General features: G+C 74.3%; 10 protein-coding genes and 1 pseudogene. 2 read left to right on the top strand and 9 right to left on the bottom strand.

Annotated elements, in window-relative coordinates; all coding sequences use genetic code 11:
* Position 1: 1 nt before the first annotated feature.
* Positions 2–1,183, bottom strand: coding sequence for an ABC transporter substrate-binding protein (locus tag ASG32_RS29240; protein ID WP_056533292.1), 1,182 nt, complete (start codon positions 1,181–1,183; stop codon positions 2–4).
* Between the two features lie 196 nt (positions 1,184–1,379).
* Between ASG32_RS29240 and ASG32_RS29245 the strand changes: the two genes are divergently transcribed.
* Positions 1,380–1,796 (top strand): nuclear transport factor 2 family protein, encoded by a 417-nt coding sequence (locus tag ASG32_RS29245; protein WP_056533294.1) that lies wholly within the window; start codon positions 1,380–1,382, stop codon positions 1,794–1,796.
* 10 nt (positions 1,797–1,806) lie between these two features.
* On the opposite strand, the gene ASG32_RS29250 is transcribed toward ASG32_RS29245, so the two are convergent.
* Positions 1,807–2,508, bottom strand: a complete 702-nt coding sequence (locus ASG32_RS29250; protein ID WP_020093119.1) for a GntR family transcriptional regulator — start codon at positions 2,506–2,508, stop codon at positions 1,807–1,809.
* Between the two features lie 473 nt (positions 2,509–2,981).
* On the opposite strand from ASG32_RS29250, the gene ASG32_RS29255 reads away from it, so the two are divergent.
* The gene (locus tag ASG32_RS29255; RefSeq protein WP_056533297.1) at positions 2,982–3,407 is read left to right on the top strand and encodes a MucR family transcriptional regulator; all 426 of its coding nucleotides are present in this window, start codon (positions 2,982–2,984) and stop codon (positions 3,405–3,407) included.
* A 44-nt stretch (positions 3,408–3,451) separates the two neighbouring features.
* On the opposite strand, the gene ASG32_RS35465 is transcribed toward ASG32_RS29255, so the two are convergent.
* The 7 genes and pseudogenes from ASG32_RS35465 to ASG32_RS29290 all read right to left on the bottom strand — a co-directional run bounded on the left by ASG32_RS35465 (position 3,452) and on the right by ASG32_RS29290 (position 13,389).
* The gene (locus ASG32_RS35465) at positions 3,452–4,405 is read right to left on the bottom strand and encodes an alpha/beta fold hydrolase (RefSeq protein ID WP_056533300.1); all 954 of its coding nucleotides are present in this window, start codon (positions 4,403–4,405) and stop codon (positions 3,452–3,454) included.
* A 204-nt stretch (positions 4,406–4,609) separates the two neighbouring features.
* Positions 4,610–5,647: pseudogene (locus ASG32_RS35470) on the bottom strand (MFS transporter); the annotation flags it as partial.
* 129 nt (positions 5,648–5,776) lie between these two features.
* Positions 5,777–6,703, bottom strand: a complete 927-nt coding sequence (locus ASG32_RS29270; protein WP_056533302.1) for a LysR substrate-binding domain-containing protein — start codon at positions 6,701–6,703, stop codon at positions 5,777–5,779.
* A gap of 110 nt (positions 6,704–6,813) precedes the next feature.
* Positions 6,814–9,789 (bottom strand): hypothetical protein, encoded by a 2,976-nt coding sequence (locus tag ASG32_RS29275; RefSeq protein WP_056533304.1) that lies wholly within the window; start codon positions 9,787–9,789, stop codon positions 6,814–6,816.
* The gene (locus ASG32_RS33585) at positions 9,774–11,687 is read right to left on the bottom strand and encodes a hypothetical protein (protein WP_056533306.1); all 1,914 of its coding nucleotides are present in this window, start codon (positions 11,685–11,687) and stop codon (positions 9,774–9,776) included. Before ASG32_RS33585 ends, ASG32_RS29275 begins: the two co-directional genes overlap by 16 nt.
* A complete protein-coding gene (locus ASG32_RS29285; protein ID WP_157862099.1) occupies positions 11,684–12,136 on the bottom strand; it encodes a hypothetical protein in 453 nt (150 codons plus the stop codon). The genes ASG32_RS33585 and ASG32_RS29285 overlap by 4 nt, the downstream gene beginning before the upstream one ends.
* Positions 12,133–13,389 (bottom strand): AAA family ATPase, encoded by a 1,257-nt coding sequence (locus ASG32_RS29290; protein ID WP_280141621.1) that lies wholly within the window; start codon positions 13,387–13,389, stop codon positions 12,133–12,135. The genes ASG32_RS29285 and ASG32_RS29290 overlap by 4 nt, the downstream gene beginning before the upstream one ends.
* Positions 13,390–13,525: the final 136 nt, after the last annotated feature.

Consider the following 13,525-nt stretch of genomic DNA (forward strand, 5'->3'; position numbering starts at 1 on the left):
CTCAGTTGGTCACCGCGACGATCTCACCGTCCTTGAAGCGGGTGAACACGTAGTCGTTCGGCCCGAGCGCGTCGTGCTGGCCGGGCGCGAAGGGCGTGGCGTAGGTTTTAATAAGGCCCGGATAGGTGCCGATCTTGTAGAAGCCGTCGCGGACCTTCGGGCCCTCGGTGGAGCCGGCGGCCTGGATGGCGAGCGCCAGCAGGTGCGTGGCGTCGTAGGCGTTGGCGATGCCGACGGCGGGGGTGACATCGGCCATCGACTTGATCGCCGGGTACTTGGCCTTGAGCGCGTCGAGCACCGCGCCCGCCTTCGGCGACGCGTTGCCCGCGAAGGTGAAGGTCTGGATGAAATGGACCTTCCCGGCGCTCGGGCCGGCGAGCTCGTCGAAGCGGCCGCCCGCCGGGCCCCAGTGCGAGACGACCGGCACCGACCAGCCCATCCGGTCCAGCGACTTCACCACCTGGGCCGAGGGGCCGACATTGCCGACGAGGAACAGCGCGTCGGCCCCGGCCTCCTTCAGCCGGGACAGCTGGGGCACCATGTCGACGTCGTTGGCCTCGTACTTCTCGATGCCCGCTGCCGGGAGGTTGGCCGCCTGCAGGGCGTCCTTGAGGCCCTTCTGGTTCGACTCGCCCCAAGCGTTGTTGACGAGGATCATGCCGGGCTTCTTCGCCCCGTAGGTCTTCACCGCGTAGGCGACCAGCGCCTCGTCGACGAGAGCGTCGACCGCGGAGACGCGGAAGGCGTAGTTGTCGGCGGCGCCGTTGCGGGTGATGCCGGTGCCGGCCGCCCAGGGGCCGATGAACGGCACCTTCATCTGGTTGGCGATGGGCACGATCGCCATCGAGACCGGCGTGTCGAGGCCGCCGACCACCGCGACGACGCCGACCCGCTGGATCAGCTCGCGGGTCGCCAGCACGCCCTTGGACGGGTTGGCCTCGTCGTCCCGGGCCACGAGCTCGAGCGGGCGCCCGAGGACGCCGCCCTTGGCGTTGATCTCGTCGATCGCGAGACCGATCCCGCGGGAGATCGCCTCGCCGGATTTCGCGGACTGGCCGCTCAGGGCGGTCACGAGCCCGATCTTGATGGTGTCGGCACCTTGCGCGGTCGAGACGGCGAGGCCGAGCAGCGCGCTCGTCGTCACCGCGAAGCGGCGCAGGGTCGGGGGCAGGAAGGAGGCCATGGCGTGTCTCCGAGGGCGGGGCGCAGCCTGCTTTGCGCAACCTCCATGCCACCAGGAATTGGCCGCTTCGGCCGCTGTACAGACCGGTGCCTGTATCCTCGGAGGCAAGCTGTGCTCAATCTGGCGTCAAAGTGCATACACTTCCTGCATGCACGGGCCGGCCTTTTGCGGCACGTTGGGCCGACAGGAGGCCTGCATGACTAACGTGACCCAAAGCGCGGCGACCGCGCGCGACGCCGCCAACGTGACCGCCTATCTCGAGGCCTCGATGGTGCCCGATCCCGAGACGGCCGCACGCTACATGGCGCCGGGCACCCGGATCGTGTTCACCGGCGCGCGCGTGTTCAACCATCCGTCCGAGGTCACGGCCTTCAATGCCGGCCGCTACGCCTGGGTGAAGAAGCGGATGGAGCGGCTGGACGTGGTGCCGGGCGACGGCGTCACCACGGTCTACAGCCTCGGGACCCTGTACGGCGCGTGGCCGGACGGCACGCCCTTCGAGGGCAACCACTACGTCGATCGCTTCACCGTGCGCGACGGGCTGATCGTCGGCATGGAGGTCTGGAACGACAGCGCCGAGCGCCTGCTGACGAAGCACGGCCTGACGGCCTGACGCGGCGGGCTCAGGCCCCGCCGCCCGCGACGTAGGGCGCCAGCAGGCGTGCCAGATCGCGCTCGCGCGGGGCCGGGGGCACGATCCGCGCCCGGTCGGCGACCGCGTCGAGGTGGTGGTCCATGAGCGCGGCGGCGCGCTCGGCGTCGCCCGAGACCAGGGCGGCGACGATGTCGCGGTGCTCGCTCACGGCGCAGTCCGAGGAATGCGGGCGGCTGTAGAGGGACAGGATCAGGGCGCAGCGATAGCCGAGTTCCGCGACGTACCGGATCAGCACGGCGCTGCCGGTCATCTCGGCGAGCATCAGGTGGAACTCCGTGGCGAGCCGGATCGACAGCGCCTCGGGGCCGCCCCGTGCGGCCTCCTCGCGCGCGATCTGGTCCAGCAGGACCTGACGCTGCTCCGCGCTGAGCCGCCCGGCGAGGCGGCGGACCACGAGCCGCTCCAGGCCGAGGCGCACGTCGAAGGTGTCGCGCGCCTCCTCCCAGCTCGGCGTCGCCACGACGGCGATGCGGTTGCGGCGCAGATCGACCAAGCCTTCCCCGGCCAGCCGCAGCAGGGCCTGCCGGGCGATGGTGCGGCTCACCCCGAACCGCTCGCCGAGGGCGTCCTCCGGCAGCCGGTCGCCGGGGGCGAGCGCCCGTTCCACGATGGCCCGCCTCAGGGCCTGGCAGATCGCCCCGACGCGATCGCCCTCGTCGCCCGCCTTCATGGACGGCGTCCGGACTCTGTCGCCCGTGTCCGTGCGGATTGATCCGTCATGATCCTCTCTCGACGCGATCCGGCGCCCCGCATCCGGTCCCGTGCCGGCTGGGCTCTTCGCAGACCTGGGACCCGAGGTGCAACGGTCGCGCCAGCGTCGTCGGCGACCGTCCGCCGTGCGCGAACTCCGCCGATCGCGCTTCCATCCGCGTCCGTGGGCGTCCCGTGCGGGACCGGCGCGACCGCTTCCGACAAAGTCGCCGCCACGGACGTGTCGCAGATCCAGTCCAGCAACCTGTTCGGTACCCAGATCAGCAGGGAGGATGGAGCCACTTTCTGGTTGAGAAATTTTGTAGCCATTGTTTCTATAAGTAGAATAGTGGTCACGATGTTCTTTTTTGAAGCTCAATCAAGATGAAGGATTGACATGCGAAAATTGATATACAACTCTCATGAGGTGCGTTTAGAGGGAGAATGGCAGGTATGCTACCTGAGGTTGGTGTCGGTGCGGGAGAATTTTCTGACTCGTCCTTGAGAAATTCAATCAAGATCGTCTGCGCCTACGTGATCCGGAATCCGGTATCCCCTGTCCAACTCTGTGAGATTTTAGCCAGTACGTACGAAATGCTTAGCCAGATCAGCGCGGGACCGGCGCGCGCGGTCGCGACGCCCGAGGCCGCCACCGCGCGGGAGATCCGCGCGTCCATCCAGGCCGAAGGCCTGATCAGCTTCATCGACGGCAGGTCCTACAAGACGCTCAAGCGTCACCTGACGGCTTACGGGCTGACACCGGAGGAGTATCGCGCCAAGTACGGGCTGCCGCGCGACTATCCGATGGTGGCTCCGGGTTACGCCGCCAAGCGCTCGGAGATCGCGCGATCGCTGCAGCTGCGACACAGGGCGGGATAGGCCCTCTCGCCCGCGTCCGAATTGGGCCGCCGGGATACGCGCGGTCAGGCGGGGATCGGGCGACCCGGATCGATCACGGAGTCTGGCCAGGGATTCTGCCCGTCGCTCAGCCAGCGCAGCGTGTCGGCCCAGAATCCGCCGCTCCTGCGCGCGTGGAACAGGCCGACATGGCCGGGCGCCTCCGCGCCGATCGCGGACGGGGTCAGCTGTACAAGGATGCGCGGGCTCGACACGTAGTAGCCGAGGCCCCGGCGGATCGCCGCCGGCGTGCCGAACGGGTCGTCCGGCGTACCGACCGCCAGGATCGGGGCGCGGACGGCGGCGAAGCGGGCGAGGAGGGCCGGGCGCTCGGCGGCCGGGTAGCTCGCCTCCATGCGCCGCCCGTGGAATGCCCACTCGTAGGCCACGCCGGCCGGCAGATCCTCGAGCCATCCGAGCCGACGGCCGGGAAAGTAGCCGACGGCGGCGGTCACGCACGGCATCAGCAGGTGCCACTTCGCGATCATGCTGAGCCTGTCGCGGGCGCGATAATCGCGGCGATAGGCGAATTGCGCGCCGACGGTGAGGATTCGGTCCACCGCGCCCTCGGCCTCGGCGAAGCCGGGGAGGAAGCCGCCGATGCTGTGACCGACGACCGTCAGCGGCCCCGCCTCGCGCTGCCGAATCCATCGGACGGCGGCGTCGAAGTCGAGCTCGCCCCAGTCCCGCCAGCGGATGCCGGATCCCCTCAGGCGCGCGGGCCGCGAGTCGCCGATGCCGCGGTAATCGTAGGTGAGCACGACGAAGCCCCGCTCGGCCAGGAACCGCGCGTAGGCGTGGTAGTAGCGCGCGCGGACGCCGGTCGCGGGATTGACGACGATCGTGCCCCGGCCCGGTGGCCGGTTCGCCTCGGGCCGCCAGAGATGACCGCGGAGCCGGTAGCCGTCGCGGCAGGCGATCGCCACGGGTCGCGCGTCGACACCGGCGGTCGCGGCGGGCGCGTGGCGGACGGGCGTCATCGGACCCCCTCGGCGGTGGCCGCCGGGACCGGACGATCGTCGATCGGGAGGTGGAGGAGCGCGGCGACCAGGCCCGCGAGGGCCGTGGCGAACCAGACCCCATCGTAGGATCCGGAGACCTCCAGAACCACGCCCCCCCAGCCACGCCCCGAGGAACGAGCCGATCTGGTGGCTGAGGAAGACGATCCCGAACAGCGTCCCGAGGTGACGGATCCCGAAGACCCGCGCCACCAGGCCGCTCGTCAGCGGGACCGTGCCCAGCCAGGTCAGGCCCATCACGGCCGCGAATGCGAGGACGACAGCCTCGGATTTCGGCGCGACGAGGAAGGTGCCGATCGCGGCGGCGCGGATGAGGTAGAGCCAGACCAGGACGTGCTGCGGCCGGTACCGGCCGCCGAGCCAGCCGCACCCCCAGCTCCCGGCCATGTTGAACAGGCCGATCAGCGCCAGCGCGGTCGCGCCCAGGCCCGCCGGCATGTGGCAGAGGGCGAGGTACCCCGGAAGGTGGGTCGCGATGAAGGCGAGCTGGAAGCCGCAGGTGAAGAAGCCGAGCGTCAGCAGCCGGTAGCCCGGGTGCCGCCACGCCCGCAGGAGCGCCTCGGACAGGCTGCCGGCCGCCGAAGAGCCGTCGGGCACGCCGGCGCGGGGCGCGCGGTCGAGCGCGACACCGAGCGGCGCGAGCGCGACGATGATCGCCGCGAGCGCGAGGAGCCCCGCGCTCACGCCCGCGACCGCGGTCACGGACTGCGCGAACGGGACGAGCAGCACCTGGCCGAGCGAGCCGCCGGCGCTCGCGAGGCCCAGAGCCGCGCTGCGACGCTCCGGTGCGGAGGCGCGACCGACCGCGGTCAGGACGACGCCGAAGCTGGTACAGCTGATCCCGATCCCGACCAGCAGCCCCAGGCCGAGCAGCAGCGTCGGCGCCGTCGGCGCGAGCGCCGTCAGGACGAGGCCGCCCGCGTAGACCAGTGCGCCGAGGGCGACGACTGGCGCGGCTCCGTAGCGGTCTGCCGCCGCGCCCGCGAAGGGCTGCGCGAAGCCCCAGACGAGGTTGTGCAGGGCGATGGCGAGGGCGGTCGTCGCCACCGGGATGCCGGTTTCGAGGGAGAAGGGCCCGAGGAACAGCCCGAAGGTCTGCCGGATGCCCATCGCGCCGCTCAGAACCAGGCCGGCCGCGACCGCCACCGGCACCACCGGCAACCCGCCCCGTCGCCCTGCGCGCGCGCGCCCGATCGTTGCCATCGCGGCCTCCGTTGGCTGTCGCCTTCGGAGACGGTCGCAGCCGGTGGCCGGCGCGACAAACGAGAAGATTTCCACGGGCAGTGAACGCCGCTCACGGGCGGGGCGCGCCGTCCCGGTCCCGTCGGGCCCTCAGGCGGCGCCGGTCGGGAAGCGCCGCTTCTGCTCGGCCGCGAACCGGCGCGCCTCTGCCAGCAGCCAGGTCCGGAACAGGTCGGGCTCCGGCCGGTCGTCGTCGCCCTCGGCGCTCACGAGCCAGTGGGAGGTCGCCGCCGGGACGGCGGGGCCGACCCCGACGAGCGTACCCTCGCGCAGCTCCCGGTCCATGAGCGCCCCCCGGCCGAGGGCGATGCCGAGGCCCGCGGCCGCGGCCTGGAGCGCCATCGCGAACGTGTCGACGTGCAGGGTGTCGGCCGAGGCCAGCTCCACCGCCCCCGACGCGTCGCTCCAGGCCTGCCAGTCCTCGGTCGCGGAGGTGACGTGGATCGTCGTCGCGCGCCGGAGGTCGAGGACGCCGTCCGGACCGGTGACGGCCCCGCGTTGGGCCGGGCTGCAGACGGGGAGCAGCCAATCCTCGAACAGGCGGACGCTGCGGTGGCGCGGAGTCGGAACCCGGCCGAGACGGAGGGCGAAGTCGAAGCCGTCGATCGGGAAGCCGACCTGCCGGTGGGAGGTGTCGATCCGGATCGCGATCTGCGGGTGGCGGCTGCGAAAGGCCGGGAGCCGGGGCAGCAGCCACCGCGTCGCCAGGGTCGGTGCGCAGCTGATGGCCAGGGTCCTGCCGGACCGCGGCGTGGGCAGGCGGCGCGTGCCGATCAGGATGAGGGACAGCGCCTCGGACACGTAGGTCAGGTACTCGGCCCCCTCGCGCGTCAGCGCCAGCCGGCCCGGCTCCCGGACGAACAGCTTGACGCCCAGCGCCTTCTCGAGGCCGACGATCCCGTGGCTCACGGCGCTCGGCGTCAGGTTCAGTTCGGACGCCGCGCGGGCGAAGCTGAGATGGCGGCCGGCCGCTTCGAAGAGCCTGAGCGAGGAGAGGGGAGGCGTGCGGGGCCGCATGGGATCGTCGGGGTGAGCCTGCCGGTCGCCGGGGCAGCGACGTCGTCGTCCGACGGGGAAGCTAGCCCGGATGGTGTCGCGTGCCCAAGGCGGTGCGCGCGCCCGGCCGGTCAGATCAGGCGCAGGATCACCTGTCCGGTGACGGTCTCGAACACGATCAGGCGACCCCGCCCGTCGAAGACGGCCGCGGCGTCGCCCTCGGGAGCGAAGCGCGCGCGCAGGCTCCCGCTGCCCTGCCACAGGACGGCCGGTCCGCGGATCCGGTTCGCGCCGGGCACGCTGGCCCAGAGCGTCCCCTCCTCGGTGGCGGTCGCGGCCCAGAGGCGGCCGTTCTCCGCCGCGACTAGGCGCGGCGGGTCCGCGGGCTCCGCGCGCGCGGCGGCCTCGATCAACGCGCGCTCCTGCTCCCGGGAGGCCGTCGTGAAAGCGTGGGGATGCGCCCGCAGGTGCGGATGCGCGCCGGTCCCCTCGAGGGACCACGCGACGGCCTCGGTCAGGCCGAGCACGCCGACGCCGCGATCGGGCGGCGTCCAGAACCGGCACGTCACCGCAAGGGTGCGGGAGGACAGGCTCCACCACTCGATCAGGCCGTCGTGCCGGGCGTAGATCAGGGCGCTCGCGTCCGCGAAGGCGGCGAGCAGCAGCGGCCGGCCCGGTTCGGTCATGGGCAGGCGCCAATGGTGCGCCAGGGCGCCGTCGGAGCCGGGCGCGCCGCCCGCGCGACCGAGGAGCGAGGCGGTGTCCAGCCGGACGAGCGCCTCCCCATCGAAGACAAGCCAGCCGGTCTCGTCCGCCTGACCATGCCAGTGCGTGATCGGCAGGGGACCGAGCGGCAGGAGACGTCCGGTGCCGGCGTCGAAGAGCTGGACGTCGGGGCCTTCGAGCGTCTCGCGCAGAACGAGGGCCCGGTCGCCCGCGCCGAGACGCGCGAAGCCCGTCAGGCCATCCACCTGTCCCCGCCAGCGCTCGCGGCCGGCGCGGCCGAGGAGGCGCACGAGACCGGAACGGTAGCCCAGGAGCAGCCGCCCGCCCGACAGGAGCGCGGCATCGGCGATCTCGGCCAGCGCCGGGCCGTCCGGGACGACGAGCGGGCCCGCCAGGCGGGAGGCGGACGGTGCGGTGCGCGTCCTGAGCTGCCGGAGATGCTGGCGCAGGGCGACCTGTCCGCCGGCTTCCGCGAGGCGCCCGGCGAGCCGGGCGCGCTCCGCATCGTGGCCGAGGATGCCGTCATCCGCGGCGAGGCGGCGCGCGAGGCCGCGGCAGAGGAGCGCGAAGGCGGGCGTCGGCGGCCGCTCCGGACCGCCCTCGAACTGCGCGTCGAGCAGGAGCGCGGCCACCGCGCTCCGGCGCGCCGCCGCCTCGGCCCCGGTCGCGCCCACCAGGTCCGCGAAGGCAGCGTGCGGCCGGTCGCCGTCCCGTCCCTCCCAGGGCAGGGCGCGCAGGGCCCGGGCGAGCGGCGCGGCCGGCACCGGCGTCTCGGCGTCGAGGGCTTGCCGGATCCAGTCCAGTCGCCGCTCGGCCAGAGCCGGCAGGCCGAAGGTGACCGCGGCGGCGCGATCCAAGGCGCCGATCCCGACGAGGCGCGCGGCCCAGGCCTCGGCCAGGACCGGTCGGAACGGATCGTCGGCCCCGAGTTCCTTCCAGAGCTCCGCGTGGGCCTCGTGGCGGGCGGCGAGTGCCAGGGCCCGCTCGGTCTGCCCCGCCCGGAACCAGAGCGGGACGGTCGTCGAGGGCGGGAGGCGGCGCGCCTCGGCCAGACGGGCGGCGGTCTCCAGGCGCCCGGATTCCGCGAGGAGGCGCACCGCCTCGTGCGGGTTCCCGACCAGGCTGTCGAGCACGAAGGCCGCGCGATCCGTGTCGCCGCGTCCGGCCATCGCCACGGCCTGCGCGCGGTAGAGCGCCGCGAGCCGGATCTCGTCCGCGGGCGCGAGGCTCAGTCCGCTCGCCCGCTGCGGCCCGAGATCGAGGTCGAGGCTCCTGCGCAGCCCGGGCCCGGTCAGGGGCAGGTCGGCGAAGGCGCTCCCGCGCCGCGCCGCGCCGCCGAGACCGATCGCCCGGTACAGGGCCTCGTCGACGCGCCCCGCCGCGAACAGCCGCTCGACCTCGGTGAGCCGCCGGGCATAGAGGCGGCGAAGATGGGCCGCGTAGGGCGAGCGCCACGCGAGCCACGCCGCCGCCCGGCGCCAGATGGGCGTGCGCCCGCTGCCGGTTCCGGCGGGCGGGCTGGCCGAGGGCGCGGCGCCCTCACGCGCGGCCCGCGCTCCGCGGCGCCGGAACGCGAACCACGCGAGGACGAGAAGGACCAGCACCGGCAGCGCGAGGCTGCCCCAGTGGGCCGCGGCGGCCCCTTGCTCCGCCGTCGTCTGGACGTTCTCGGCGAAGCCGAGCACCATGGCGCCGACCATGATGGAGGCCAGCAGGACGACGTAGGCGGTCCAGAGGAGCCCCAACGCGCCGCCGATCAGGCGCCGGCCGCGGGTGACGAGATCGCCGAGGACGTGCTTCGTCCGACGCCGCGGCCGCCGGGTCGCGGCGTCGCGGACCGGCGCGAGGGGGTCCGCGTCGGCGACGAGGGCGGGGGCGCTGACGAGGCGGCGTGCCGGCGGCGCCGGTCGCAGGACCGGCAGGCGTTCGGCCGGATGCACCGCGATCGCGTCGAGATCCCACCAACCGGCGATGTCGAGACTGGCGAAGGCCGCCAGCGGCTCGGCGGCGAGGCGTCCCCCCGTCATGTGGACGACATGGTCCCGCAGGGCCGCGGCGACGGGCGGCTCCGGCTCGGCGAGGGGTACGGCGGTCAGGATCCCGGCACTGCGCACGACCGGCAGGACCGGTCCGAGGGCCGCGCAGTCCCGCGTGACGGGCGCGGCGAACAGCACGAGCACGCGATCGCCGCGTGATCGCACCTCCGCGGCGTGCTCGAGCCAGGGAAGGAGCCGGGCGCGCCAGTCCGGCCCCGCGGAGCCGCGCGCCATCAGGATCCCGTCGAGGGGGATCGTGCCGGCATGCAACCAGCCGCGCGGGCGCAGGGCCGCGAGCGGCTCCCGGGCATCGGGGACCGGCGGCGGCCTCAGGCGCCCAGGCACGGGACGGTTTCCGCGAACGCGCCGAGATCTCTCAGGTGGGACCATCCGCGGTCGAGCTGGCCGAAGGCGAGCGCGTCGACGAAGCCCCCTGCGTCGCACCGCGCGGCCGCGATGCACGGGACGGCATCGGCATCGACGGCGACGCGCACTGCCTCGAGGGTCGCGTCCGGAAGCGTCAGGGGATCGCCCGCCGCCGCGCCGTCCGGGGTCCGGAACGTCAGGCGCGCCGAGTCCGCCTCGTCGTGGTCGAGATGGAGGGCGAGGAGGCTTCCGACGGCCTGGGCGCGCACGCCGTCGTACGGGGGCACGATGCCGATGATCCGGCCCTGCGGCCCGAGGTGCGCGACCGCTCCGTCCGCGGCGTTCACCACGTGCCAGTGCCCGCCCGCCTGCTCGATCCCCAGGGTGGGCTGCCCGCGCACCGCGCAGAGGGCGAGGCCGCCGCCCGGCCGCAGCGATCCGGCCCGGCCGGGGAACCGCGCCACGACCTTCCCGTCGGACGGCCGCCGCGCGATCACCCCGTCCGCGCGATCGCGCATCAGCAGACCGGCGGGCGTGACCGCGAGGGGAAGCTCGCCCGCGAGCGGCGCGTAGTCGATCAGCCGCGTCTCCGAGACCAGGAAGGCCGTGCCGTCGGCCGCCAGGAGCCAGGACCGGTTGCGGCGTTTCAGCGTCCCGAGGGGCGGCAGAACCGCCTTCGGCAGGCGCCGGCTCACCAGGGGATGGTCCCGCGGGATCCGCCGGTCGAGCGTCGCAGCGGCGCCCGAGCGGTCGAAGGTCCAGCTGCGGAGCGTCAGGCGCGCGTCGTCGGCGTAGACGTTGAGGCACGCGGCCCGGATCCGCGACCGGCCGACGGCGAGCCCCACGAGGCGCTCGTGGGGTGCGACCGGCAGGCGCAGCGCGCCGGAGGTGCCGGTGACGGGGACGATGAGGATGCCGTCGGGCCGCGCCACCAGGAGGTGCTCGCCGCAGGGCGCGAAGGCCAGCCCGCGGGGCGCCCATTCCGGAGGCGCCGCGCTCCGGTCGGGCGCGGACCGCCGGGGCGGTGGGCGTCCGGGAGCCGGACGGGGCCGGAACGGGTCGCGCAACAGCGCCACCGCCTCGCGCTCCGGCGGGAGGTCGAGGCGCGCGGCGGCGACAGGGCCGGTGGCGTCCAGCACGGTGACGTCGGCGGCCACGGCGAGGCCGTCCGGCCCGAGACGCGGCCGCTCCACGATAGTGATCCGCCGGCACGGTCGCGCCGCTTCGGGCAGGTCGGACCCGCCGATGAGCCAGAGGCTGGCGCCGGGCCGCCCGGCCGCGCGGGTCGCGACCGGCTCGGCCAGGACCCGTTCGAGTTCGACCGCGTCGAGGGATGTGGCGGCGCTCTCGCGGAGAAGGATCGCGGCGTCGGACCGATTCAACGCGCTGAGCCAGCGCCGCTCCGGCGTGGCGGTCGAGGCCCAGAGCAGGCGCGCGCCGCGCCTCCGGGCGAGGCCGGCCAGGCAGAGCAGCGCCGCGAAGGCCACGAGGCGGGGGGCGCCGAGGAGTTCCGGCCCGGCATCGACCACGACCAGCACGGCGCCCGCATCCGCCGCCTGACGGTAGACCGGCTCCAGGGTCAGCAGGTCGCGCTCGGCCGCGCGCTGCAGGAAGGCGTCCGGATCGAGGTCGCGCCAGAGCCACTCCGAGGCGACGAGGCGCTCGATCCCGCCGCGGGTTCCGAGGCACCCCAGCCCGTCGATCTCGCCCTGCGGTTGCCCGCTCGTGCCGTCGGCCCGCTCGACGAGGGGCCGCAGCGCCTCGACCAGCGCCGCGAGGATCCGCAGATCCGGTTCCGCCATGTCGGAGAAGAGCGCCGTCCACGGTGCGAGCGCCGGCGGAAGGGTCGTCCGCGGACCGGTCGATGCGGCGCTCACGCCGCCTCTCCCAGGCGGCCGGTATCGATGTCCGGCACGGCGCGCGAACCGGCGAGGTCGAGCAGGCGCAGGGTTTCGCCCTCGGGGACGAGCAGGGCCGGACCACCCAGACCGTGCCGGTCGAGCAGGCGGCGCGCGACCTCGGCGCGCCAGGGCGCCGGCACGGCGAGGCGGCACCCGAAGGGCAGGAGCAGCGGCCCGTCGGCCGCCAGCCACCCGAGCGGCGTCGCGCACCAGGGCAGCGCCAGCCGGCCCGAGCCCGTGTCGGGGGCGAACAGGACGGCCTCGCCGCCCGCCAGCGCCAGGCGCAGGGTGGCGTAGCAGCCGATCCGCGGGGCGATCCGCGCCAAGAGGCCGGCCGCGTCGCTGCAGGTGAGGCGCAGACCCACCGGCGAGCCGCCGGCCGCCGGCATCAATCGCAGGGGAAGACGCGCCGGATCCTGGATCACGCCGGAGTCACGCCCGCGACCGGTGCCCGGCAGCGCGTCAGCAGTGCGTCCCGCGCCGCGGCGAGGGCCGGCGGGCGCTCCTCCGCCCCGAAGGCGGCGTCGATCTGCACGAGGAAGGATTCGGCGCGGACCAGCCAGGCCTCGAAGGCGGGGGCGGTCCGGTCGTCCGGGGCGGAGGCGGCCAGAGCCTCCCCCTCCCTGGCGAGGTCCGCGGCCCGCGCGGCCGGACCGTAGCCCGCCGCCTTGGCGGCCGCGGGCAGGACGGGGCTCGCCGCGGCGCCGAGCTCGACGCGCAGCAGGTCGCGGGCCTCGTCCTGCGCGATCCGGTCCTGGACGAGGTGGATCACCGGCCACAGGTCGGCCTCCTCCGCGGCCGTCCGGCCCGCGATGAGCGCCGCCGCCGCGACGAGCGACTGGCCCCGCACCACGCGCCGGTCGCTCAGCCGCACGCCGCGGGCGCGCAGCTTGCGCACCACCTGCGCGTAGGCGGGCCGGACCGGCGCGAGGTCGATCCGCGCGGCGGCCTCGGCGAGGGCGTCGATCTCCGCGAGCGTCAGCGGCGCCTCCCCGTCGCCGGGTTCGAGGGACGCGACCGGATCGCCGGCGAGCAGGGCCTCCAGGTCGGTATCGGCCAGGGGATCGACGAAGGCCGTGACGAGGAAGCGGTCGGCGAAGGCCGCGAGACCGGGATCCTCCGGCAGGGCGTTGCTGGCGCCGACGCAGCAGCGCAGCGGGACGGCGGTGTCGAAATGCCCCCGGCGGTAGCGGCGCTCGTTCAGCACGCCGAGAAGCGCGTTCAGGATCGCGGTGGAGCCGAGGAAGACCTCATCGAGGAAGGCGAACTCGGCCTCCGGCAGCATGCCGGAGATGTCCGGCCGCAGCTTGCCCGCGCGCAGGGCTTCGAGGTCCAGCGGGCCGAATAGTTCGGCCGGTTCCGTGAAGCGTCCGATCAGGTACTCGAAGCAGCGCGCCCCGGTCCCGGCGGCGCAGGCCCGCACCGCGGCCGACTTGCCGGTGCCAGGCGGTCCGATCAGCAGGAGATGCTCGCGCGCCACCAGCGCGAGGTGCACCAGCTCCACCACGTGGCGACGCCCGACCAGGCCGCGGGCCGCGCGGCCGATGGCGCGCTCCAGGCGTGCGATGGCGGTATCGATAACCCCCCTCCCGTCAGGTTCGGCCCGCTCGCCGCGACAGGGCGATCGGTCGCGGTGCCGTCCCGCGCCGCGCCGTCGAGCCGGCGGCGGGCGCCTCACGGAGCCCGTCCCGTGACGTGAGGCGCGGCTGGACCGAAGACTTTCCAGCGCGGCCGCGCGTGCCGATCACCGGCATCCGCCGCGACGCCAAATCTGCCCGTGTACGCTTCCCACTATCGTCGCGCAGCCCCGGCGC

Origin of the sequence: Methylobacterium sp. Leaf361, from assembly GCF_001424445.1 — a bacterium.
Classification (GTDB): Bacteria; Pseudomonadota; Alphaproteobacteria; order Rhizobiales; family Beijerinckiaceae; genus Methylobacterium.